19 protein-coding genes and 1 pseudogene are annotated in these 21,924 nt (G+C 67.4%); 13 read left to right on the top strand and 7 right to left on the bottom strand.

Annotated features, from left to right (window positions below):
* The 3 genes from H162_RS0123960 to H162_RS0123950 are packed head-to-tail and all read right to left on the bottom strand — an operon-like array spanning position 1 to position 3,038.
* Positions 1-1,608 carry a carboxyl transferase domain-containing protein gene (locus tag H162_RS0123960; RefSeq protein ID WP_020656027.1) on the bottom strand — a complete coding sequence of 536 codons (1,608 nt, stop codon included), beginning with the start codon at positions 1,606-1,608 and terminating at the stop codon, positions 1-3.
* A 24-nt stretch (positions 1,609-1,632) separates the two neighbouring features.
* Positions 1,633-2,079: a YchJ family protein gene (locus H162_RS0123955; RefSeq protein WP_026355023.1), complete on the bottom strand. Its 447-nt coding sequence runs from the start codon at positions 2,077-2,079 to the stop codon at positions 1,633-1,635.
* A gap of 50 nt (positions 2,080-2,129) precedes the next feature.
* Positions 2,130-3,038: a LysR family transcriptional regulator gene (locus tag H162_RS0123950; RefSeq protein ID WP_020656025.1), complete on the bottom strand. Its 909-nt coding sequence runs from the start codon at positions 3,036-3,038 to the stop codon at positions 2,130-2,132.
* A 102-nt stretch (positions 3,039-3,140) separates the two neighbouring features.
* Here H162_RS0123950 and H162_RS0123945 point away from each other — a divergent pair, with 102 nt between their 5' ends.
* The 3 genes from H162_RS0123945 (at position 3,141) to H162_RS0123935 (ending at position 5,446) form a co-directional block, all read left to right on the top strand.
* Complete coding sequence (locus tag H162_RS0123945; RefSeq protein ID WP_020656024.1) at positions 3,141-4,007, top strand: pirin family protein; 867 nt, start codon at positions 3,141-3,143, stop codon at positions 4,005-4,007.
* 86 nt (positions 4,008-4,093) lie between these two features.
* Complete coding sequence (gene ycaC / locus H162_RS0123940; protein WP_020656023.1) at positions 4,094-4,720, top strand: isochorismate family cysteine hydrolase YcaC; 627 nt, start codon at positions 4,094-4,096, stop codon at positions 4,718-4,720.
* 48 nt (positions 4,721-4,768) lie between these two features.
* Positions 4,769-5,446 (top strand): hydrolase, encoded by a 678-nt coding sequence (locus H162_RS0123935; protein WP_020656022.1) that lies wholly within the window; start codon positions 4,769-4,771, stop codon positions 5,444-5,446.
* Positions 5,447-5,758: 312 nt separating this feature from the next.
* Here the strand turns inward: H162_RS0123935 and H162_RS0123930 are convergent, their stop codons facing one another.
* The gene (locus tag H162_RS0123930) at positions 5,759-7,015 is read right to left on the bottom strand and encodes a D-amino acid dehydrogenase (protein ID WP_267872162.1); all 1,257 of its coding nucleotides are present in this window, start codon (positions 7,013-7,015) and stop codon (positions 5,759-5,761) included.
* 103 nt (positions 7,016-7,118) lie between these two features.
* Positions 7,119-8,474 carry a serine hydrolase domain-containing protein gene (locus H162_RS0123925; RefSeq protein WP_026355022.1) on the bottom strand — a complete coding sequence of 452 codons (1,356 nt, stop codon included), beginning with the start codon at positions 8,472-8,474 and terminating at the stop codon, positions 7,119-7,121.
* Positions 8,475-8,699: 225 nt separating this feature from the next.
* Between H162_RS0123925 and H162_RS0123920 the strand changes: the two genes are divergently transcribed.
* The 9 genes and pseudogenes from H162_RS0123920 to H162_RS0123880 all read left to right on the top strand — a co-directional run bounded on the left by H162_RS0123920 (position 8,700) and on the right by H162_RS0123880 (position 18,294).
* A complete protein-coding gene (locus tag H162_RS0123920) occupies positions 8,700-9,440 on the top strand; it encodes a GntR family transcriptional regulator (RefSeq protein WP_020656019.1) in 741 nt (246 codons plus the stop codon).
* 117 nt (positions 9,441-9,557) lie between these two features.
* On the top strand, positions 9,558-10,436 hold the full coding sequence (locus H162_RS0123915; protein WP_020656018.1) for an N-acetylmuramic acid 6-phosphate etherase: 879 nt from the start codon (positions 9,558-9,560) through the stop codon (positions 10,434-10,436).
* Positions 10,437-10,484: 48 nt separating this feature from the next.
* The gene (locus H162_RS0123910) at positions 10,485-11,750 is read left to right on the top strand and encodes an MFS transporter (protein ID WP_020656017.1); all 1,266 of its coding nucleotides are present in this window, start codon (positions 10,485-10,487) and stop codon (positions 11,748-11,750) included.
* Between the two features lie 78 nt (positions 11,751-11,828).
* On the top strand, positions 11,829-12,971 hold the full coding sequence (locus H162_RS0123905) for an acyltransferase family protein (protein ID WP_020656016.1): 1,143 nt from the start codon (positions 11,829-11,831) through the stop codon (positions 12,969-12,971).
* Positions 12,972-12,994: 23 nt separating this feature from the next.
* Positions 12,995-14,602 (top strand): glycoside hydrolase family 10-like protein, encoded by a 1,608-nt coding sequence (locus tag H162_RS0123900; protein ID WP_020656015.1) that lies wholly within the window; start codon positions 12,995-12,997, stop codon positions 14,600-14,602.
* Between the two features lie 84 nt (positions 14,603-14,686).
* Complete coding sequence (locus H162_RS0123895) at positions 14,687-15,604, top strand: N-acetylglucosamine kinase (protein ID WP_020656014.1); 918 nt, start codon at positions 14,687-14,689, stop codon at positions 15,602-15,604.
* Positions 15,605-15,641: 37 nt separating this feature from the next.
* Positions 15,642-16,406 (top strand): annotated as a pseudogene (locus H162_RS31745) (N-acetylmuramoyl-L-alanine amidase); the annotation flags it as partial.
* 374 nt (positions 16,407-16,780) lie between these two features.
* Positions 16,781-17,686, top strand: coding sequence for a LysR family transcriptional regulator (locus tag H162_RS0123885; RefSeq protein ID WP_020656012.1), 906 nt, complete (start codon positions 16,781-16,783; stop codon positions 17,684-17,686).
* The gene (locus H162_RS0123880; RefSeq protein ID WP_020656011.1) at positions 17,683-18,294 is read left to right on the top strand and encodes a M15 family metallopeptidase; all 612 of its coding nucleotides are present in this window, start codon (positions 17,683-17,685) and stop codon (positions 18,292-18,294) included. Before H162_RS0123885 ends, H162_RS0123880 begins: the two co-directional genes overlap by 4 nt.
* Before the next feature lie 25 nt (positions 18,295-18,319).
* Here the strand turns inward: H162_RS0123880 and H162_RS0123875 are convergent, their stop codons facing one another.
* On the bottom strand, positions 18,320-19,456 hold the full coding sequence (locus H162_RS0123875; RefSeq protein ID WP_020656010.1) for a GGDEF domain-containing protein: 1,137 nt from the start codon (positions 19,454-19,456) through the stop codon (positions 18,320-18,322).
* Between the two features lie 294 nt (positions 19,457-19,750).
* Here H162_RS0123875 and H162_RS0123870 point away from each other — a divergent pair, with 294 nt between their 5' ends.
* Positions 19,751-20,368 (top strand): SRPBCC family protein, encoded by a 618-nt coding sequence (locus tag H162_RS0123870; protein ID WP_020656009.1) that lies wholly within the window; start codon positions 19,751-19,753, stop codon positions 20,366-20,368.
* A 66-nt stretch (positions 20,369-20,434) separates the two neighbouring features.
* Here H162_RS0123870 and dacB read toward each other — a convergent pair whose 3' ends face one another.
* On the bottom strand, positions 20,435-21,916 hold the full coding sequence (dacB, locus tag H162_RS0123865; RefSeq protein WP_020656008.1) for a D-alanyl-D-alanine carboxypeptidase/D-alanyl-D-alanine endopeptidase: 1,482 nt from the start codon (positions 21,914-21,916) through the stop codon (positions 20,435-20,437).
* Between the last annotated feature and the right edge of the window lie 8 nt (positions 21,917-21,924).

Genomic DNA, 21,924 nt, shown 5'->3' with positions numbered 1-21,924 from the left:
TTACATGCGGAACACGCCGAACTTCGTGTCTTCGATCGGCCTGTTGAGCGCCGCCGACAGTCCCAGGCCCAGCACCATGCGGGTGTCGGCCGGATCGATCACGCCATCGTCCCACAGGCGCGCCGACGCATAGTAGGGGTGGCCCTGGTGCTCGTACTGGTCCTTGATCGGCTGCCTGAAGGCGGCTTCCTCGTCCGCCGACCACTGGCCACCTTTCGCTTCGATGCCGTCGCGCTTGACCGTGGCCAGCACCGAGGCCGCCTGGTCGCCGCCCATCACCGAGATGCGCGCGTTCGGCCACATCCACAGGAAGCGCGGCGAGAAGGCGCGGCCGCACATGCCGTAGTTGCCGGCCCCGAACGAGCCGCCGATGATCACGGTGAACTTCGGCACCGCGGCGGTGGCGACCGCGGTCACCATCTTGGCGCCGTTGCGGGCGATGCCCTCGTTTTCGTACTTGCGCCCGACCATGAAGCCGGTGATGTTCTGCAGGAAGACCAGCGGGATCTTGCGCTGGCAGCACAGTTCGATGAAGTGGGCGCCCTTCAGGGCCGACTCCGAGAACAGGATGCCGTTGTTGGCGATGATGCCGACCTTCATGCCGAAGATGTGGGCGAAGCCGCACACCAGCGTGGTGCCGTAGCGCGCCTTGAATTCGTCGAATTCGCTACCGTCGACCACGCGCGCGATCACTTCGCGCACATCGAAGGGTTTCCTCGTATCGACCGGAATCACGCCGTACAGTTCCTCGGGTGCGTATTTCGGCTCGACGCTGTCGCGCAGCGCGCCTTGCACCGGTTTTGTCCGGTTCAGGTTCGAGACGATGGTGCGCGCCAGCGACAGCGCGTGCAGGTCGTCCTGGGCCAGGTGGTCGGCCACGCCCGACAGGCGGGTGTGGACATCGCCGCCGCCCAGGTCCTCGGCGGTCACGACTTCGCCGGTCGCGGCCTTCACCAGGGGCGGGCCGCCCAGGAAGATGGTGCCCTGTTCCTTGACGATGATCGATTCGTCGCTCATGGCCGGCACGTAGGCGCCGCCCGCGGTGCAGGAACCCATCACGACGGCGATCTGCGGGATGCCCTGGGCCGAGAGATTGGCCTGGTTGTAGAAGATGCGGCCGAAGTGGTCGCGGTCGGGGAACACGTCGTCCTGGTTCGGCAGGTTGGCGCCGCCCGAGTCGACGAGATAAATGCAGGGCAGGCGGTTCTGCTCGGCGATCTCCTGGGCGCGCAGGTGTTTTTTCACCGTCATCGGGTAGTAGGTGCCGCCCTTGACGGTGGCGTCGTTACAGACGATCACGCATTCCTGGCCGGCGACGCGGCCGATGCCGGTGATGATGCCGGCCGCCGGGGCGGCATTGTCGTACATGGCGTAGGCGGCCAGCTGGGAGAACTCGAGGAAGGGCGTGCCCGGGTCGAGCAGCATCTGGACGCGGTCGCGCGGCAGCAGCTTGCCGCGTGCGACGTGCCTGGCGCAGGCGGCGTCGCCGCCGCCCCTGGCCATCTGGGCGACCCTGGCGCGCAGGTCGTCCACCACGGCTTGCATGGCCGCGGCGTTGGCCTTGAAATCCTCGCCGCGCGGGTTGAGTTTGCTCTCGATCTGGGGCATTGCCGTCCTCTGCTGTCTCTGCTGTTATTTTTTCTCGGGAAAACTTCCATCCAGGTAGAACCAGCGCAGGGCGCCGCTGTCGGAATCCGGCTCGCGCACGAAGCGGCTGAGCTCGTGCAGCCGGTGCGCGCGTCCGCCAGTCTTGAAGCGGGCGACGAATTCGACGGTGTCGCACTCTGGAGTGTGAGACAAGTCTACTTTACGTTTACGTAAACGTAAATCAGATTTTATGTCGAGTCCGAGCCAGCGGATCGGCTCCTTCTCATCGATGATCGGCTCCGAGGGCCGGGTGCTGGGGTGCCAGGTGGCGCGCAGGTAGGGTTCGTCCTTCAGCGTGAAGGCAGTGTAGCGCGAACGCATCAGTGCCTCGGCCGTGGGCGGTATTGCCGTGCCGGAAATGTAGGGGCCGCAGCAGTTGTCGAACGAGGAACCGCCGCACGGGCAGGGGGAGGAAGTCGGGCGGATGGACATGGCGGCAATTATCCGCGATTTCGCCCGGGTCCGAGCGATGCGCCACGCGATCAGTCTTCTTCGATCGGTCCGAACCGCTCGGCCAGGAAATCGATCAGGGCACGCACCGAGGGCAGCAATCCGCGCCGCGATGGAAAAATGGCGTGGATGATTTCCCGGCGCGGCGCCCAGTCCGGGAGCACCCTCACCAGGCGGCCGTCCGCCAGTTCCTCGCGCACCATCATCGCCGGCAGCTGCACCACGCCGATCCCGGCAACGGCCGCCTGCCCCAGGGTCAGCATGTCGGTGGTGACGAAGCGCGGCGTGTGGTGCTGCACCGCCTGCGCACCCTCCGGCCCCAGCAGGGTCCACGCCTGTCCTTCCATCGGCGGACCAAAGCCCAGGCTCGGCCATGCGAGCAGGTCGGCAGGGGACTGCGGCATGCCGTAGCGCTCCAGCAGGATGGGACTGGCGACCAGGTATTGCGCGGCATAGCCCAGCACCCGCATCGCCAGGTCGCTGTTATCCAGGGGCAAGGGCCGGACCCTGATCGCCACGTCCAGCCCTTCGGCCACCACATCCACCGCACGGTTCATGCCCGACAACTGGATGCTGACGCTGGGGTAGTGCAGGGCGAAGTCCACCAGCATGCCCCTGACATGGGCGTGCAGCAGGGCGATCGGGCAGGATAGCCGCACGATGCCGCAGGGCTCGGCCTGGGTCGATTCGATGACCGCCTGGGCCGCTTCGGCTTCGACCAGCATGGCCTTGCAGCGGCCGTAATAGGCCTGTCCCAGCTCGGTCACCGCGAAGCTGCGGGTCGAACGCTGGATCAGGCGCACGCCCAGGCGCCCCTCCAGCATCGCAAGCCGGCGGCTGAGCTTGGACTTCGGCATGCCGAGCGCGCGGCCGGCCTGGGCGAAGCCGCCGTGCTCCACCACTTGCACGTAGTAATACAGGTCGTTGAGGTCTTGCTGCATCGAGATCGTTCACGAAATAGGACTCTGACGTCAAATAATACGCCTACCGGGCTCAGTGTCCTGTATCCATACTGTCTCCACGCCCACTGCTTTGGAGAAGTCATGAAGAAGGTCATTGGTGTCTATAGCGCTCCCCGCCCGCACTGGGTCGGCGACGGATTTCCGGTGCGTTCGCTGTTCTCGTACCAGAGCCATGGCAAGACCCTCAGTCCCTTCCTGCTGCTGGACCGGGCCGGACCTGCGGAATTCCTGCCAGCCAATGGACAGCGCGGGGTCGGACAGCATCCGCACCGCGGCTTCGAGACCGTCACCATCGTCTACAAGGGGGAAGTCGCCCACCGCGACTCGACCGGCCGCAGCGGCGTGATCGGTCCCGGTGACGTGCAATGGATGACGGCCGCCTCGGGCATCCTGCATGAAGAGTTCCATTCGGAATCCTTCACGCGCTCGGGCGGCACGCTGGACATGGTGCAGCTGTGGGTCAACCTGCCGGCCAGGGACAAGATGTCCCCATCGGGCTACCAGGCGATCCTGAGCGATGCCATTCCCGCCGTGCCCCTGCCTGGCGGCGTGGGGACGGTGCGCGTCATCGCCGGCGCTTACGCCGGCCATGCCGGGCCGGCGCGCACGTTTTCGCCGATGAACGTCTGGGACCTGCGCCTGGACGCCGGCGCCAGGGTCGAGCTGCCCGCCAACGCCGGCTGGAACACGGCCATCGTGGTGCTGCACGGGGCGGTCAGGGTGGACGGCCAGACGCTCGCCCGCGAGGCGCAGATGGTGTTGCTGGATCCCCAAGGCAGCGGGCTGGCGCTCGAAGCCGACGAGGACGCCGTCCTGCTGCTGCTGAGCGGCGAACCGATCGACGAACCGATCGTGGGCCATGGCCCCTTCGTCATGAATACCCAGGACGAGATCGTCCAGGCCATCACCGATTTCAACAGCGGACGCTTTGGCGACATCGCCCGCTGAGCAAGGCCTTGCGCTGCGCGGGTGCGCATGACACCCGCACAGTCAATCCGGCGGCCCCGGGCCGCCCCATTTCAAGGAGACTTTCCATGAATAAACCCTATGTCCGCCTGGACAAGAACAATGCCGCCGTGCTGATGGTCGACCACCAGGCGGGGCTGCTGTCGCTGGTGCGCGATATCGAACCCGACAAATTCAAGAACAACGTGCTCGCGCTGGCCGACCTGGCCAGGTATTTCAAGCTGCCGACCATCCTGACCACCAGCTTCGAAACCGGACCGAACGGGCCGCTGGTGCCTGAACTGAAAGAAATGTTTCCTGACGCGCCCTACATCGCCCGGCCCGGCAACATCAATGCCTGGGACAACGAAGACTTCGTCAAGGCGGTCAAGGCCACCGGAAAGAAGCAGCTGCTCATCGCCGGTGTCGTGACCGAAGTCTGCGTGGCCTTTCCCGCCCTCTCCGCGCTGGAGGAAGGGTTCGAGGTGTTCGTCGTGACCGATGCCTCCGGCACCTTCAACGAGGTGACCCGGCACTCGGCCTGGGACCGCATGTCGCAGGCGGGCGCGCAACTGATGACCTGGTTCGGCGCGGCCTGCGAATTGCACCGCGACTGGCGCAACGACGTCGAAGGCCTGGCGACGCTGTTCTCCAACCATATCCCGGACTACCGCAACCTGATGTCCAGCTACGACACCATGACGGCCAAGAAATAGGCCAAAGCCGACAACCCGAAGCAGTCCAATTCATCAAGGGATTCAATCATGAGCGCACCTGCCAATTTCAACGATCGCAAGCCCACCATCGACCCGGCCAATGCGGCCATGCTGCTGATCGATCACCAGAGCGGCCTGTTCCAGACCATCGGCGACATGCCCATGCCCGAGCTGCGCCAGCGCGCCGCCGCGCTGGCCAGGATGGCGACCCTGGCCAAGCTGCCTGTCATCACCACCGCCTCGGTGCCGCAAGGCCCGAACGGCCCCCTGATCCCCGAGATCCATGAAAACGCCCCGCACGCCCGCTATGTGGCGCGCAAGGGCGAGATCAATGCGTGGGATAACCCGGACTTCGTGGCCGCCGTCAGGGAAACCGGCAAGAAGCAACTCATCATCGCCGGCACCATTACCAGCGTGTGCATGGCTTTCCCCAGCATCAGCGCCGTCCACGAGGGCTACCAGGTATTCGCCGTGGTGGATGCCTCGGGCACCTATAGCAAGATGGCGCAGGAGATCACGCTGGCGCGGGTGGTGCAGGCCGGTGTCGTGCCCATGGACACGGCCGCCGTGGCGTCCGAGCTGCAGGGTTCCTGGAACCGCGCGGATGCGATGGAATGGGCCAACATCTACACCAGGATCTTCCCGCCCTACCAGCTGCTCATCGAAAGCTATGCGAAGGCGCAGGACGTGGCGAACAACAAGGAAGTGCTGGATTCCCAGCGTTAGTCAGCGCTGTGCCGCACCGTCCCGGCCCAGTCCGGGGCGGTATTGAATTGATTTTTCCGATTCAGGGTCAGGTCTGTCATTCGGACACCGAGTGAGCACCTTTGCTCTATCTCACAATGCTGGTTTGTTTATTCCAAACTCGTCCATGCTCGGCTCACATTCGTCACCGCAATCCGCGCATTACGGACCATGTCGGAAAGAGGAAAAAGTCCCAACATACTTAGTTAAAACCGTTCTGAGATTTCGCAAGGCTTGTGTGTCCATGTCCGAATGACAGACCTGACCCTGAATGCCACATCTTAAAACGGTGATTTAATTTGCCAGCGTCAACCCATCCAGGGCAAACGGTGGCGCCTTGCCCTGCACCAGGTCGGCCAGCAGGCTCGCGCTGCCGCAGGCGAAGGTGAAGCCAAGCGGACCCTGGCCGACGTTCAGCCACAAGTTGCGGTACGGGCTGGCGCCGATGATCGGGGCGCTGCTCGGCGTGGCCGGGCGCAGGCCGGCCCATACCGATACCTGCGAGTAATCGGCGGCGCGCGGCATGGTCTCGCGCACCTGGCGCGTCAGGGAATCCACCCGCTTCGGGTCGTGGCGCAGGTCTTCGCCCACCAGGTCGACCATGGCCGCCACGCGCAGCCTGTCGCCGATGCGCGCGTACAGCACCTTGCGCTCGAAGTCGGTGACGCTGATCTCCGGCGCGACGTCGTCGAGGCGGATCGGCGCGCTCAGGCTGTAGCCCTTGAGCGGGTACAGCGGCAGGTGGATGCCGACGGTGTCGGACAGGGTGCGGCTCTGGATGCCGGCCGCCAGCACATAGGAATCGGCCTGCAGCAGTCCATTGTCCGTCTCGATGCCGGTGATGCGACCATTCTCGGCGCGCAGGCCCCTGGCCTCGCCATGGACGAAGCCCTGGAAGTTCGGATGGGCGCGCAGGCGCCCGGCCAGGGCCAGGCAGAAGGCGTGGCAGTCGGCCACCGCTTCGCCGCCGTTGTAGATGCCGCCGGCCAGCAGGTGCTCGGCCGCCGCCAGCGCGGGTTCGCGCGCGGCGCAGTCGGCGGGCGACCAGACCTGGCCGGCGCCGGCCCTGGCGGCCGCCTTCTCGAAGATGTCGCGCGAGCGATACACCACCAGCTTGCCGGCGTCGCGCCAGTTGAATTCCTCGAGCGGGATGCTGACTTCGAGCTGCTTCATCGCGTTGCGCGACAGTTCGCCCAGTTCCAGCAGCTTGGCCGTGGTGCGGCGGTTGATGTCGGCGCGGCAGTGGGCCAGGAAGCTGGCCAGCCAGCGGTACTGGCGCAGGTCGGCTTCGGGACGGAAGCGCAGCGGCCCGTTTTCCTGGAACAGCCACTGGACCGCCTTGAGCGGAACGCCTTCGTCGGCCAGCGGCGAGACGTAGCGGTAGCTGAGCTGCCCGCCGTTGCCGTAGCTGGCGCCGCTGCCCACCTCGGGCGCACGTTCCAGCAGGCTGACCTTGTAGCCCGCCTCCGCCAGCCACCAGGCTGAGGTGAGGCCGACGACGCCGCCGCCGATGACGATTATTTGCTGCATTCCAAACTCTTTTTCTTGAATATGAGGATTGAGCTTAGGCTGTGGGGCCCCCGAGAACCAATGAAAACAGGACGAGACCTCATAACCCGAATATATGTAACTTGGCGCACATTTGCCTGCCTGATCAGCTTTGTTGGCCGAGGATGGCGCGCCGGTACAGCGCGCTCAGGATGCGCTCCTCGAAGCGCGCCATGGCCGAATGGCGGCCCTTGTGCTGTTCCGGATCGGCCGAGCTGCCGCCCGCCAGCAGCACCATGCCGTTGCCTTGCGCGAGGTCGGCCGCGAACACCGAGCGCAGCCCGTAGGCGTCGCCCAGGTGGCCGGCCGCCTCGAAGCCGCCGCCTTCGACCAGGGCCATGCCGGGACGCTCGGGGAAGTGGGCGTTGCCCAGGCCCCAGGCATTGAAGAAGCCGCGCAGCGAGTCGCCGTTGTTGCCGGTTCCATCGTGGGTCCACTGGCGCGCGAACATGCGCTCCAGCGTGGCGCGCTGGAACAGGCGCTTGCCTTCGTGGACCCCGCCCTGCATCAGCATGCGCATCACGACGCCCATGTCGCGCGCGGCGATGCGCAGGCCGCCGGTCGGGCTGAACGGGGTGGCATTCGTCCCCGGGACATAGTCCGCCAGGCCCGGCGGCGGCGCCGGCGGACGGGCGCTGTAGTCGTCGACCTGGGCGATCCAGGGGCCCGCCGCGTTCCAGGTCTCGGTGTCGGTGCCGCGCTTGCGGTACAGGGTGGCCAGGTTGGCCAGCGCCGCCGGCGCCAGTTCGGACGGGTTGTAGCCGGCCTCGATGCCCAGCGGCTGCAGCAGCAGGCGCCGCATCAGGCGGTCGAAGCGTTCGCCGCTGACGCGCTCCATGAGGGTGCCGATCACGCCCCAGCCCAGGTTACAGTAGGTGAAATACGCGCCCGGCGCGGCCCTGCCCGACCACATGCGGCCTTCGCCGTACAGCGGCGCGCCCGGCACCAGGATGTCCTTCAGCGCGGTCGACGCCGGCCACGAATAGCCGCCCTCGTCGCGCAGCGACGAGGTGTGGGTGAGCAGGGTGCGCAAGCTGACCGGCTGCTCCGGGAAATGCGGGTTGCGCAGGGTGAAGCCGAGGTAGTCCGAGACATCGGCCTCGAGGTCGACCCGGCCTTCTTCGACCAGGCGCATCAGGCCCAGGGCCGTCATCATCTTCGAGATCGAGGCGATCCGGTACAGGGTCGCCGGGGTGGCCGGGCGGTCGGGGAAGGCGCCGTTGCCGATCGCGCGGCGGCCGAAGGCCCCTTCGTAGACCGGCTGGCCGGCGCGGATCGCCAGCACCGACAGGCTGGCCAGCTGCATGGCCGGATCGCCGGCGATGGCGGCCAGCTCGGCGTCCAGCGCCCGGCGCGCCGCTGGTGCCAACCCCTGCGCCTGCGCAGCGGGCGGCGCCGCGAACAGCGGTTCCATCGCACCCAGCATCACCATTCCCAGCAAGGATCGCCTGCCATGATTCATCCTGTCTCCCCGTTGTTATTCTTTCTTCATGCTGCTGAGCATACGGACTGCGTGGAATCCTTGCCAAATGAATAGCCGTCACACGGGCATAACCGTTTTGTATTGGCATCAAGTGGTATGCTCATAACCCTGTTGCATGCCTGCGCCAGATTTTTTCATGGTGCGAGCGCTAACGGCGCCCGGCACAGCCAGTACACTGGCGCGGCACCCACTCGTTTCATGCCCATGACTAGCCCAAGCACCGGATTCCAGGTCAACCAGGACGACAATTCGCCGCTGTACATGCAGCTGGCGCGCAAGCTTGCGCAGGACGTGCGCGAGGGCCGCTACCAGGCCGACCAGGCGCTGCCTTCCGAGCGCACCCTGTCGGAACAGCTGGACGTCTCGCGCGTCACCGCGCGCAAGGCGATCGACCAGCTGGTCGACCAGGGGCTGGTGGTGCGGCGGCGCGGCTCGGGCAACTACATCGCGCCGCGCATCGAGCAGCCGCTGTCGAACCTGTCGAGCTTCTCGGAACAGCTGCAGCAGCGCGGCTACCAGCCCGGCTCGCACTGGCTGCGGCGCGAGGTGGTGCTGGCCGACGCCGACGAGCAGCTGTCGCTGGGCCTGTCGCCGAACACCCGGGTGGCGCGCCTGGAGCGCCTGCGCCTGGCCGACGGCATGCCCATGGCCTACGAGGTCAGCGTGATCCCGGCCACCGTGCTGCCGCGTCCCGAGGGCGTGCACGGTTCGCTGTACGCCCACCTGGCCAAGACCGGGCACATGCCGGTGCGCGCGCTGCAGCACATCCGCGCGATGAATGCGCCGGCCGACCTGGCGGCGCGGCTGGAGGTGCCGGAGGGGCAGGCGGTGCTGTTCATTACGCGGGTGGGCTACCTGGAGTCGGGAGAGCCGGTCGAGCTGACCCATTCCTACTGCCGCAGCGACCAATACGATTTCGTGGCAGAACTAAAACGACCCGCTTGAACGTGGGGTGGGAGCGCAATAACCTTTAGGTATAACGGCGGCCGATCCTTTCATGGGCTCTGCTTGTGCAATTGGTATTACACTGGTTTTATCGATTACTCCGCACTTGAAACGGCGATGCTCAAAACCGAAACCCCGTCCCAGGCCCACGCGGCCCTCGACCAGTACCCGACCACGGAACTGGTGAATGTCTTCATCGAAGACCAGTTCCTCGCGGTCGAAGCGGTGCGCGCCGCCGCGCCGCGCATCGCCGCCGCCGTCACCGCCGCGCTGCCGCGGGTGGAAGCGGGCGGACGCCTGATCTACGTCGGCGCCGGCACCTCGGGCCGCCTGGGGGTGCTCGACAGCGTCGAACTGTACCCGACCTTCTCCTGGCCGCACGGCCGCGCCGTGGCCCTGCTGGCCGGCGGCAGCGATGCGATGTTCGTCGCGGTCGAGGGCGCGGAAGACGACTTCGACCAGGGCGGGGCCGACCTGCGCAGCGTGAACGTGGGACCGAACGACGTGGTGCTGGCGGTCGCGGCCTCGGGCGGCACCCCGTATGTGCTGGGCGCGATCCAGGTCGCGCGCGCGGCCGGAGCGCTGACGGTGGGCTTCGCCAACAATACCGATGCTCCCGTGGCCAACGAGGCCGAGATCGGCGTCACCCTGGACACCGGCCCGGAAGTCATCTCGGGCAGCACCCGCCTGAAGGCGGGCACCTCGCAGAAGATCGCGCTGAACACCTTCTCCAGCGCCTTGATGGTGCGTTTGAACAAGGTCCACGGCAACCTGATGGTAGACTTGAAGGCTACCAACGCCAAGCTGGTACGGCGTGCGATCCGCCTCACCACCTTCGCCACCGGCGCCGACGAGGATGCCGCGCGCGCAGTGCTTGAGCAGTGTGGTTTCCATGTCAAGACCGCGATCGTGGCCTTGTCCAGACAAACCAGTGTCGAGCAGGCGCAGGCGCTGCTGGAAGCGGCGCACGGCAGCGTGCGCGGCGCCCTCGCGTAAGCGCGGGCCGCCTCCAGCCCCGGACCTGCCTGACGCACGAAAGAATCGATGCAAAAATCGCAAGCGAACAGCCCGTGGCTGTGGGTGCCTTCCCTGTACTTTGCCCAGGCCATTCCCTATGTGGTCGTGATGAGCCTGTCGGTCATCATGTACAAGGACATGGGGATCTCGAATTCCGATATCGCCTTCTATACGAGCCTGCTGTACCTGCCGTGGGTGATCAAGCCGCTGTGGTCGCCCATCGTCGACATGTTCGGCACCAAGCGCCGCTGGACCGTGCTGCTGCAGCTGGCGGTGGCCGCCTCGCTGGTGGCGGTCGGCACGGTGCTGCACCTGCCCGCCTTCTTCGTCGTCAGCCTGGCGGTGATGTGGCTCATGGCGTTCAGCTCCGCCACCCATGACATCTCGGCCGACGGCTTCTACATGCTCGGCCTGCGCCAGCAGCAGCAGGCCGCCTTCGTGGGCGTGCGCAGCACCTTCTACCGCCTGGCCACGCTGGTCGGACAAGGGCCGCTGGTGGTCCTGGCGGGCTACCTGGCCGTGACCCTGGGCGACGTGCACCAGGCCTGGTCGGTGGTGTTCTTCGTGCTGGCCGGGATGTTCTTCGCCGCCTTCGCCTGGCACCAGTTCGTGCTGCCGGTGCCGGAGGAGGACCATGCGGTCAAGGGCAGCAGCAATCCGCTGCGCGACTTCTTCGGCACCTTCGCCGCCTTCTTCAAAAAGCGCGACATCTGGATGATCCTCGGCTTCATCCTGACCTTCCGCCTGGGCGAGGCGCAGCTGCTCAAGCTGGTGGCGCCCTTCCTGAAGGATCCGGTCAGCGAAGGCGGCCTGGGTCTCACCACCGCGCAGTACGGCATCGCCTACGGCACCGTCGGCATCATCGCCCTGACCTGCGGCGGCCTGGCCGGCGGCTGGCTGATCTCGCGCCTGGGCCTGAAGCGCTGCCTGTGGCTGATGGTGTTCGCCGTGCACCTGCCGGACCTGGTCTTCGTCTACCTGTCGCAGGCGCAGCCGACCGACCTGGTGACGGTGTCGATCTTCCTGGCGATCGAGCAGTTCGGCTACGGCTTCGGCTTCACCGCCATGATGATGTACATGATCATGGTGGCCGACGGCGAGCACAAGACCGCGCACTACGCGATCTGCACCGGCCTGATGGCGCTCGGGATGATGGTGCCGGGCATGTGGAGCGGCGACCTGCAGGAATACCTGGGCTACAAGGACTTCTTCATCTGGACCTGCCTGGCCACCATCCCGGCCTTCCTCATGGCGGCGCTGGTGAAGATCGATCCCGAGTTCGGGAAGAAGTAAGGCCGCGGCGGCGCCTGCGCCGGCCGGCAACAGCGACAACGACGACGGGCCCAGCCCGCAACAGGAGACCTAGAAGGAATGACCGATGCACCCGTGCGCCTGACTTCGCTGGACGCCTTCCGCGGCTTCACCATCGCCGCCATGGTGCTGGTGAATAATCCTGGCGACTGGGGCAAGCTGTATCCGCAACTGGCGCACGCGAAGTGGCACGGCTGGACCTTCACCGACACCATCTTCCCGTTCTTCCTGTTCATCGGCGGCGTCGCGATGGCGCTGTCGCTGGGACGGCTGGCGGCCGGCGGCGCCGACAGGCCGCGCCTGCTGCTCAAGCTGGCCAAACGCGCCGCCCTGATCTTCCTGATCGGCTTCCTGCTCAACCTGATCCCGCGCTTCGACTTCGATGCGGTGCGCATTCCCGGCGTCCTGCAGCGCATCGCGCTGTGCACCATGCTGGCCGCGCCGCTCGTGGTCTACCTGGGCTGGCGCGGCCAGCTGGCGGCGATCGCGCTGCTGCTCACCCTGTACAGCGTGCTGATGCTGGCCGTGCCGGTGCCGGGCATCGGCGCCGGCGTGCTGGAGCCGGGCAAGGACGTCGGCGCCTGGATCGACCGCGCGCTGCTGGACGGCCACCTGTGGGTGCAGGCGAAGACCTGGGACCCGGAAGGCCTGCTGAGCACCCTGCCGGCCCTGTGCAGCCAGCTGTTCGGGGTGCTGGCCGGACGCCTGCTGCTGGCGCGGATCCCGCGCGCCGAGCAGACCATCTGGCTGCTGCTGGGCGGCCTGGCCTGCCTGGCGCTGGGTTCCACCCTGGACGCGCTCCTCATGCCGATCAACAAGAGCCTGTGGACGCCCTCGTACTGCCTGCTGATGACCGGCTGGGCGGCGCTCGCCTTCGCCGCCTTCCTGTGGCTGCTCGACGCCAATCCGCATGCGGCGCTGCGCGAGCGTGTGGCCGCCTGGAGCAAACCTTTTGTAATCTATGGGATGAACGCGCTGTTCATCTTCGCGTTTTCCGGTTTCGTGGCCAAGATGCTCGGCTTTATCAAGCTGGCCCAGCCCGACGGCAGCCAGCTGTCGCTTGGCCGGGCGATCTATGCGCCGATCGCGGCCTTGCCGCTCGGTCCCGTGAACACGTCCCTGTTATACGCCATCGCCTTCAACGCCTGCATGTTCGGGATCGCCTGGATCATGTGGCGCAGGCGCTGGTTCGTCAAAGTCTGATGACAAGAAAGTAAGGAGCTGAGTTGCAGCCTGACCTGAAAAAACGCGCTTTCACGCTCGCCGGCATCACCGGCGCCCTGTCCCTTGGCGGCCTGATGAGCGCCTGCACCACGCAACCGGCCGCCCCGCGCGCCTCGGGCGTCGTCAGCGCTGGCGACATGCCGCCGCCGGCGCCGCGCGAATTCCGCGCCGCCTGGGTGTCGACCGTGGCCAACATCGACTGGCCAAGCAGGCAGAACCTGAGCGCCGCCCAGCAGCAGGCCGAGGCGCTGGCGATCCTCGACCGCGCCAAGTCCCTGAACCTGAACGCGATCGTGCTGCAGGTGCGGCCGTCGGCCGACTCGATCTATCCGTCGCAGATCGAGCCGTGGTCGGAATACCTGACCGGCGCCCAGGGCAAGGCCCCGAGCCCGTGGTACGACCCGCTCAAGTTCTGGGTCACCGAGGCGCACGCGCGCGGCCTGGAGCTGCACGCCTGGTTCAACCCCTACCGCGCGCGCCACGACGGCGCCCGCTCGCCGGCCGCGCCGAACCACATCACCAACAGCAAGCCGGCCGCGGTCAAGCGCTACGGCAAGTTCATGTGGATGGACCCGGCCGAGGAAGCCGCGTCGCAGCAGACCCTGGACGTGGTGCTGGACGTGGTGCGCCGCTACGACATCGACGGCGTGCACATCGACGACTACTTCTATCCGTATCCGATCGAAGCCACGCCCGAGATGGCGGGCAACGCCGCCGCGCTGGACGGCAAGGTCGCCAAGGCCGAACTCGATTTCCCCGACCAGCCGGCCTGGGACCGCTACCTGGCGGGCGGCGGCAAGCTCGATCGCGCTTCCTGGCGCCGCGATAACGTGAACCGCCTGATCGAGCGGATGTACCAGGGCATCCACCGCGAGAAGAGCTGGGTGCGCTTCGGCATCAGCCCGTTCGGCCTGGGCCGCCCGGACCGCCGCCCGCCCGGCATCAACGGCTTCTCGCAGTACGACAAGCTGTACGCGGACGCCGAGCTGTGGCTGCAGAATGGCTGGCTCGACTACTTCACGCCCCAGCTGTACTGGCCGATCTCGCAGAAGTCCCAGGCCTACGACGTGCTGCTCGACTACTGGATCGGGCAGAACACCAAGGGCCGCCACATGTGGCCTGGCCTGTTCACCAGCAGGATCGGAGCGCCGGCGCCGACCAAGGAGTACGCGCCGGACGAGATCGTGCAGCAGATCGGCGTGACGCGCGCGCGTCCGCTGGCGACCGGCCATGTCCACTTCAGCATGGCGGCCCTGATGCAGAACCGCAAGGGCATCAGCGACCAGCTGCGCGCGACCAGCTACACCGGCCAGGCGCTGGTGCCGGCCACCACCTGGCTGGGCGGCGAGCGCCCGGGCGTGCCGAAGGTCGAGGCGGGCAGGCGCAAGAACGCCGTCGAGCTCAAGCTCAAGGCGGGCCGGGCCAACGCCCTGTATGCGATCTGGGCGCGCCACGGCAGCGAGTGGCGCTTCGCGGTGGCGCCGGCCTCGCGCGTGGACTGGTCGATTCCGGACGACGACAAGCTGGGCGCGGCCAACACGGTCTACGTCAGCGCGGTCGACCGCCTCGGCAACGAGGGTGCGCGCGTGCGGGTCTGGCCCAAGTCATAATGAAGGTCTCATAACTTTGCCTCATGTAGTTGCCGCCAGCATTCATTCGTCCGCTGGCGGCGCGAGGACGTAAACTGGCCCCTTATGCGCACTGAAGAACAACAACAGGACGGCCTGGGCCTCGGCATCGACGCCGGCGGCACCCAGACCCGCTGGGCCCTTGCCGCAGCGGGCGGCAGCATCGTGGCCGAAGGGACCGTGGCCGGCCTGTCCGCGCTGCAGATGGCGAATGCCTCCGGGCGCGAGACCGTGCGCGCCACCTTCGCCGAACTGGCCGGCGCGGTGCTCGCGCATGGCCGCCCGGTGCACGTGCGCGCCGGCCTGACCGGCTTCGGCGGCGACGGCGAGCTGCTGCAGCGCTGGCTCGGCGAACTGCTGGGCGTCCAGCCTTCCGCGGTCACGCTGTGCAACGACATCGAGATCGCCTACCTCGCCAGCTTCAGGCCCGGCGAAGGCTACCTGGTCTACGCCGGCACCGGCTCGATCGGCGCCTTCATCGACGCCGGCAACGGCTTCCACCGCGCCGGCGGACGCGGCGTCGTGCTCGACGACGGCGGCGGCGGCTTCTGGATCGCGCGCGAAGCGCTGCGCCACATCTGGCGCAACGAGGACGAGGAACCCGGCCGCTGGCAATCCTCGCCGATGGCCCATGCCGTCTTCCAGCACGTGGGCGGCAGCGACTGGGCGGACTCGCGCCAGTTCATCTACCACCGCGAGCGCGGCGAGGTCGGCAAGCTGGCGCTCGCCGTGGCCGCCAGCGCGGAGCGCGATCCCGCCGCCGCTGCTATCCTGCGCGAAGCGGGGCACGAACTGGCCCGCCTGGCGCTGGCGCTCATCCGGCGCTTCGGACCGCGCCCGGTGGCGCTGGCCGGCCGCGCCTTCGAGCTGCACCCCGTGATCGTCGAGACCATGCGCGCCGACCTGCCGCCCGGGACCGCGCTCAGCCAGACCGGCCTGCGCGCCCACCACGCCGCCGCCCGCCTGGCCGCCGGACCGCGCTGAGCTCCGCTCCGAACAACCCATCTGACAGGAACCGCCGATGAAAACCCTGATCGCCGCCCTCACCATCGCCCTGCTGGCCGGCTGCGCCACCGGCCCGCGCTACGACACGAGCTATACCGCCAAAGGCCAGTCGAGCCGGGTGCGCTTCGTGGTCCTGCACTACACCGTGGCCGACAAGCCGGCTTCGCTGAAGATCCTCACGGAACAGCAGGTGAGCGCTCACTACCTGCTCACCGACGATCCGCAGCCGACCATCTACGCGCTGGTGGACGAGAACCGCGCCGCTTACCATGCCGGCAACTCGAGCTGGAAGAATTTCACCCAGCTCAACAACAGCTCGATCGGCATCGAGATCGTCAATGCCGGCTGGAAGGACACGCCGCAGGGCCGCGTCTACGCGCCGTTCCCGCAGTCGCAGATCGACGCCCTGGTGCCGCTGCTGAAGGAGATCGTGCAGCGCCATGGCGTGGCGCCGGAAAACATCATCGGCCACAGCGACATCGCGCCGCTGCGCAAGCAGGATCCGGGTCCGCTGTTCCCGTGGCAGCGCCTGGCCCGGGAAGGCCTGGGCGTCTGGCCGGACGCCACCCGCGTGGCCGCCGTGCGCCCGGCCTTCGAGGCGCTGCTGCCGGACGTCGCCTGGTTCCAGCGCAAGCTGGCCATCCATGGCTATGCGATCCAGCAGACCGCCATGCTGGACGAGCAGACCCGCACCGTGCTGGCCGCGTTCCAGATGAAATACCGCCCGGCCGACTATGCCGGCAATCCGGACGCCGAGACCGCCTCGCTGCTGGAAGTCCTGACCACGCCGGCGACTGCGCCGCTGCCGGTGGCGCCGGCGCAGGCGGTGCCGGCCCAGCCGACCCCGGCGCCGCTGACCGCCCCGGTCGCGCCGATGCCGCCGGCGCCGGTCGCACCGGCTCCCGTGGTGCCGGAAACGGCCCCGGTCCCGGCCGCTCCGGCGACGCCAGTGCCGGCCCCGGCGCCAGCTCCGAGCCCTGCACCGGCGCCAGCGCCGGCGCCGGCCCCGGCTCCGCTCACCGTACCGGCGCCGCTTCCTCCTGCGCCCAGCCCGGCGCCGGTGAATACAATTTGAGCATCGCCGTGCGTCAAGTTTCGCTGTATCCTTCCAAAAATTCGCGTCTTGCACGCGAAGACTTTACAGAAGGATAAGCGATGCGTTTGCGTCATATCGAAGTGTTCCACGCCATCATGCAAGTCGGCACCATCAGTGGTGCCGCGCAGGTACTCCACATTTCCCAGCCCGCGGTGACGAAAGTGCTCCAGCACGCCGAACTGCAGCTGGGCATGCCGCTGTTCGAGCGCGTACGCGGCAAGCTCTACCCGAAGCCGGAGGCGCACCGCCTGTTCGCGGAAACCGAAAAGCTCAACCGCGACCTGCAGGGCATCCGCCGCCTGGCCGCCAGCCTCAAGGGCCGCGCGGTCGAAACCGTGCGCCTGGTGTCGACCCCGACCATCGCGACCAGCGTGCTGCCGGAAGCCATGACCGTCTGGCGCCGCGACTTCGCCCAGACCCGTTGCGAACTCGCCACGCACCACACCAGTGAAATCGTCAACGCGCTGCGCCTGGGCGAGGCCGACCTGGCCCTCTCGCTGCAGGACCCGCGCCATCCCGGCATCGTGGCCGAGCCGATCGCGCACGGCATGCTGACCGTGGTCGCCCCCGCCGGCACCTGGAGCGAGGAAGAATGCGCCCGGCCGATCTCGGCCGACGGCCTGACCGGCGAACTGATCGGCCTGGCCGACCGCGACCCGCTGGGCGAGATGGTGGTCGCCGCCTGCGAGGCCCAGGGCGTGCAGCCGGTGTTCCCCACCGTGGTGCAGACCTACCAGATCGCCCGTGCGCTGGTCGAGGCGGGCGCCGGCACCGCCGTGCTCGACCCGTTCACCGCCGCTTCGGCCGCGCCGAACAAGGTCCAGTGCCGCCCGTGGGCGCCGGCGATTCCCGTCCACCTGTACCTGCTGACCGCCAGCCATTCCCCCTTGTCGCACGGGGCGCGGGAGCTGGCCAACTGTATCGGCGCGACCGCGCGCGCCCGTCTGGAAAAAGGAAGTCAATGAGCCTCACCGTGGCCAGCGAAGAGATCGCCGGCAGTCCTGAATTTCGCCACCTGACCAGTATCGCCGGTATCGAGATCGACCTGCGCTACGCCACGGACAACAACTTCGTCGGACGCGACCTGTACTCGCCGTTCGACTGCGCCTGGCTGCATGTCGAAGCGGCAAGCGCCCTCGAACGGGTGGTCGCCTGGCTGGCCGCGCGCCGCCCCGACCTCACCCCGCTGGTGCTGGACGCCCTGCGCCCGCAGCGCGTGCAGCAGCAGTTGTGGGATGCGCTGGAGGGCACCGGCCTGCAGATGTACCTGGCCAATCCGGTGCGCGGCTCGATCCATTCCTACGGCATGGCGCTGGACATCACCCTGCTCGACGCTTCGGGGCGCGAGCTGGACATGGGCACCGGCTTCGACGACATGACCAACCTGTCGCACCCGGCGCTGGAAGAAGGCTTCCTGGTGGCCGGCCAGCTGAACGAGGAACAGGTGGCCAACCGCCGCCTGCTGCGCGAGGCCATGCTGCAGGCCGGCTTCGTCGGCATCAATACCGAGTGGTGGCATTTCGACTGCGGCGACCGCGACCTGGTGCGCCGCAGCTTCCGCCGCGTGCTCTGAACGGCGGCCGGCGGCGCCGTTCGTCCTACATCAGTTCGATCGACTCGACGCAGTTCCTGCCCTTGCGCTTGGCCGCGTACATCAGCTTGTCGGCGGCCGAGATCAGGTCCGGCAGCGTGTAGCGCACATGCGGGTTGCCGAAGTCGAAGGTGGCGACGCCGAAACTGGCGGTCGCCTGCAGCACCGTGCGGCCGCCTTCCACGGGCAGCGCCATGGCGGCAAACCTGGCGCGCAGCCGTTCGGCCAGCTGCTCGCCGCCATCCAGGTCGGTCTCGGGCAGGATCAGCAGGAACTCCTCGCCGCCATAGCGCACCACCGCATCGAGCTGTTCGCGCGTCAGCTGCAGCAGCAGGGCCGCGAACGCCCTGATCACCGCGTCCCCATGGGTGTGCCCGTGGGTGTCGTTGATGCGCTTGAAGTGGTCGATATCGCACAACACGACCGTCAGCTTGTGGCCGAAGCGCCGCGCCCGCGCCAGTTCCGCGCACATCAGGTGGTCATGCAGGTAGCGCCGGTTGTAGCAGCCGGTCAGGTGGTCGCGCTGGGCGGCCTGCTTCAGGTCCGACTGCAGGCGGAATTCCTCGCGCAGCACGTGGTTGTAGCGGCGCGCCGCCAGCAGGCCGAAGGTGTTCACCAGCACCAGCAGCAGGCCCATGGTCAGCATGTCGGGGAAGGGCATCGGCGCCACCTGCAGCACCAGCACGAAGAACACGGCGGTGGCGGTGGCCGCCAGCGCCAGCGCATACACGAGCCGGTTCGGGATGTAGAGGTAGACCACGACCAGCATGATCGCCAGCGACATCGCATGCCAGTGGAATTCGGCCGGACGGTGCACCGCGATGTGCATGAAGCCGGCCAGCGCCACCGTTTCCGCGATGCTTGCCGCCAGCCGGGTCGCCCTCACCGACAGCGGACGGCGGTAGGCCAGCCAGGCGCAGCTGCCGGCCGTCGCGGCGACCAGCAGGCGTGCCGGGAAAGTCTCCGCCGCCGCCAGGTCGAATCCCAGGACCGCCACGTCGGTGACGAAGAAACTCAGGTAGAAAACGGTACAGAAGAGCAGGGTGAAACCCAGCAGGGAACGCGTGCGGGCCAGCTGGTGCGCGAGGAACGCGGATTCCGTAGCGTCCCTGGCGAACTCACCGGTAAGTGGATGGATGGTCATGAAGGAAGAGGTAGGCTCGCCCGCGCGAGCGGCACAGGGCGGCGGTTTAACCAGTGGGTATCGGAATGCCGGGTACTATCTCTGATATGACAGGGAGCTGTATCCTCTTCGGGGTTGGTTGGCGCCAGGAGTCGGCGCATGCGTCTCTCACAACATTATTCTGCCAGCATTGCTCGTACTCAAATCTAACGCATGGTAACTTTGTGAAAGTTATTTTTGATTAAAATATTGTCTAAATAACACAGCAGACCTGGCCTGCGATGTCGGGCCAGGGACGTCACCAGGAGGAGAAAAATGAAAATCGTACGCCAATCGGATCACGAGATCAGCGACGCGGGAGTACAGCAGGCCACCGGCGATACGCTCGCCGGCTGGTTCCAGCGCATCGACGGGAAGGGCGGCGTGGCGCTGGGCCGCCGCGGCATCGGCGACTGGATGTACGGCGAGCTGAAGGTCGACCCGTGGTGGGTCGGCACGATCACCAACGAATACGAGGTCGCGCGCGGCCAGCTGGAAAAGGACGGCAAGCCCAAGGGCTACACGATCTGCGCCACCAAGAGCATCAAGTCGGATGCGTCCGCCTGCTACGCCGCCTTTACCGAGCCGGCGCAACTGGACCGCTGGTTCGGCCCCGGCAACCAGATCGAGGTCGCTCCCGGCGGACGCTGGACCAATGCCGATGGCAACGCCGCCACGATCAAGAAGGCGTCGCCGGGCAAGAACGTGCGCATGACCTGGGAAGACCCGGAGCTGGACATACCGACGCCGGTCGAGGTGAAGTTCCAGCCTACGGCGGAAAAATGCACGGTGATCGTGACGATCGACCGCCTGCAAACGCGCGCGGAGGCGGACGGCTACCGCAAGGCCTGGGGTGAGGCGCTCGGCCGGCTGAAGGGCTTGCTGGAGGGATGAGGCTGTATCGGATTCGCCACGCATGAAGAAGCCGGCTGATGCCGGCTTCCTTGCTTGCGGACCGGCTCAGGGGGCCGCCTGCGCCGCCTGCTGCTGCGGGGCGCCGGAACGCGCCACCCAGTCGACCAGGGCGTCGAGCACGGCCCGTCCGCGGCCGTTGCCGGCCTGTTCGCTGTTGACCATGGCGACGAACACGGTCTGGGCGCCGTTCGCGTCCGGCACATAGCCGGCCAGGGCGGTGACGTTGCGCAGGGTGCCGGTCTTCAGGCGCGCGCGGCCGGCGGCCGGGCTGTCGTGCAGGCGGCGGCGCATGGTGCCGTCCATCGCGACGATCGGCATGCTGGCCTGGAACTCGGGCGCCCAGGCGCTGCGCAGGCCGGCCTGCAGCAGATAGCCCATTTGCCGGGGGCTGATGCGTTCCGTGCGCGACAGGCCGGAACCGTTCTCGATCACGAAGCCGGTGTCGTCGATGCGGTGGCCGCGCATCCATTCGCGCACCGCGGCGTCGGCGCGCGCGAAGGTGGTGTCGCCGCTCGCCGGCAGCGCCACGCTGCCGCTGGCCGGATCCGGCTGCAGGCTGCCCAGGCTGAGGAACAGGGTGCGCGCCAGCGCATTGTCGGACGGCTTGTTGATGTCGCGGACCAGCTCCGGCAGGCTGCGCGAGGTGTGCTCGGCCAGCAGGGTCGATGCCGGCGGGGTGACGCCTTCGACCGTCCTGCCGCTCAGTTTCCCGCCCAGCTGCTTCCACTTCAGGCGCAGCAGGCGGTCGACGTAGTCGTCGCGGTCCAGCACGTTGATGCTGGTGCTGCGCGCGCAGTTCTTCGGGAAGCTGCCGTGCAGGACGATGCGGATCCGCCCATCCTTCTGGCGCCTCGCCTCCGGCAGCTTCCAGCCGTCTTCCCACTTCGCGCAGTCGGCGTCGACCAGGGTCATGTCCGAACCGATGGAGACGCGGTCGAGCTCCGGCTGCATCTGCAGCTTCAGGCGTTTGCCGGTCGAGCGCAGGTCGACCTGCACCATGTTCTTGTTGACCAGCAGGGCGTCGGGAATCACGTTGTAATAGGCTTCGGGCGACTCGTCGAACGGCGCCAGGCCGGCATCGAGGCGCGCCGGCTGGAACAGCTGGCGGTCCAGCACCAGGTCGCCCTCGATGCGGGCGATGCCCTGGTAGCGCAGGGCGCGCAGCATGTTTTCCAGCACCTCGCCCGACAGGTCGGCATCGGCGCCGCCCTTCAGGATCAGGTTCCCGCGCAGCACGCCATTCTCGATCTCGCCCGTGGTGCGCAGCTCGGTGCGGCCTCGGAACACGGGACCGAGGCGCTCCAGCCCGATCATCGTGGTCACCAGCTTCATCGTCGACGCCGGCTGCATCGGCCGCTCCGCATGGTGCGACAGCATCACGCTGTCGCCCTTGAGAACCAGGACGCCGAGGGCGTCTTCCGGAATGCCGTTCTGCGCCAGCGCCTGCGCCACCGGTTCGGGCAGCTGGGCGTGGGCGAAGCCGAAGGCGGCGAACAGGGCGCTGGCGAGGGCGAGACGTCGGAGCATGGCAGTCC

Origin of the sequence: Massilia niastensis DSM 21313 (assembly GCF_000382345.1) — a bacterium.
Taxonomy (GTDB): Bacteria; Pseudomonadota; Gammaproteobacteria; order Burkholderiales; family Burkholderiaceae_D; genus Telluria; species Telluria niastensis.
The sequence above is the reverse complement of the archived record's forward strand: the minus strand, read 5'-3'. Positions and strand labels throughout refer to the sequence as shown.

What these genes read in the sequence shown, in the direction of transcription:
- H162_RS0123960 (WP_020656027.1), bottom strand. Translation starts at nt 1,608, where the DNA reads ATGCCCCAGATCGAGAGCAAACTCAACCCGCGCGGCGAGGATTTCAAG.
- H162_RS0123955 (WP_026355023.1), bottom strand. Translation starts at nt 2,079, where the DNA reads ATGTCCATCCGCCCGACTTCCTCCCCCTGCCCGTGCGGCGGTTCCTCG.
- H162_RS0123950 (WP_020656025.1), bottom strand. Translation starts at nt 3,038, where the DNA reads ATGCAGCAAGACCTCAACGACCTGTATTACTACGTGCAAGTGGTGGAG.
- H162_RS0123945 (WP_020656024.1), top strand. Translation starts at nt 3,141, where the DNA reads ATGAAGAAGGTCATTGGTGTCTATAGCGCTCCCCGCCCGCACTGGGTC.
- ycaC (WP_020656023.1), top strand. Translation starts at nt 4,094, where the DNA reads ATGAATAAACCCTATGTCCGCCTGGACAAGAACAATGCCGCCGTGCTG.
- H162_RS0123935 (WP_020656022.1), top strand. Translation starts at nt 4,769, where the DNA reads ATGAGCGCACCTGCCAATTTCAACGATCGCAAGCCCACCATCGACCCG.
- H162_RS0123925 (WP_026355022.1), bottom strand. Translation starts at nt 8,474, where the DNA reads ATGAATCATGGCAGGCGATCCTTGCTGGGAATGGTGATGCTGGGTGCG.
- H162_RS0123920 (WP_020656019.1), top strand. Translation starts at nt 8,700, where the DNA reads ATGACTAGCCCAAGCACCGGATTCCAGGTCAACCAGGACGACAATTCG.
- H162_RS0123915 (WP_020656018.1), top strand. Translation starts at nt 9,558, where the DNA reads ATGCTCAAAACCGAAACCCCGTCCCAGGCCCACGCGGCCCTCGACCAG.
- H162_RS0123910 (WP_020656017.1), top strand. Translation starts at nt 10,485, where the DNA reads ATGCAAAAATCGCAAGCGAACAGCCCGTGGCTGTGGGTGCCTTCCCTG.
- H162_RS0123905 (WP_020656016.1), top strand. Translation starts at nt 11,829, where the DNA reads ATGACCGATGCACCCGTGCGCCTGACTTCGCTGGACGCCTTCCGCGGC.
- H162_RS0123895 (WP_020656014.1), top strand. Translation starts at nt 14,687, where the DNA reads ATGCGCACTGAAGAACAACAACAGGACGGCCTGGGCCTCGGCATCGAC.
- H162_RS0123885 (WP_020656012.1), top strand. Translation starts at nt 16,781, where the DNA reads ATGCGTTTGCGTCATATCGAAGTGTTCCACGCCATCATGCAAGTCGGC.
- H162_RS0123880 (WP_020656011.1), top strand. Translation starts at nt 17,683, where the DNA reads ATGAGCCTCACCGTGGCCAGCGAAGAGATCGCCGGCAGTCCTGAATTT.
- H162_RS0123875 (WP_020656010.1), bottom strand. Translation starts at nt 19,456, where the DNA reads ATGACCATCCATCCACTTACCGGTGAGTTCGCCAGGGACGCTACGGAA.
- H162_RS0123870 (WP_020656009.1), top strand. Translation starts at nt 19,751, where the DNA reads ATGAAAATCGTACGCCAATCGGATCACGAGATCAGCGACGCGGGAGTA.
- dacB (WP_020656008.1), bottom strand. Translation starts at nt 21,916, where the DNA reads ATGCTCCGACGTCTCGCCCTCGCCAGCGCCCTGTTCGCCGCCTTCGGC.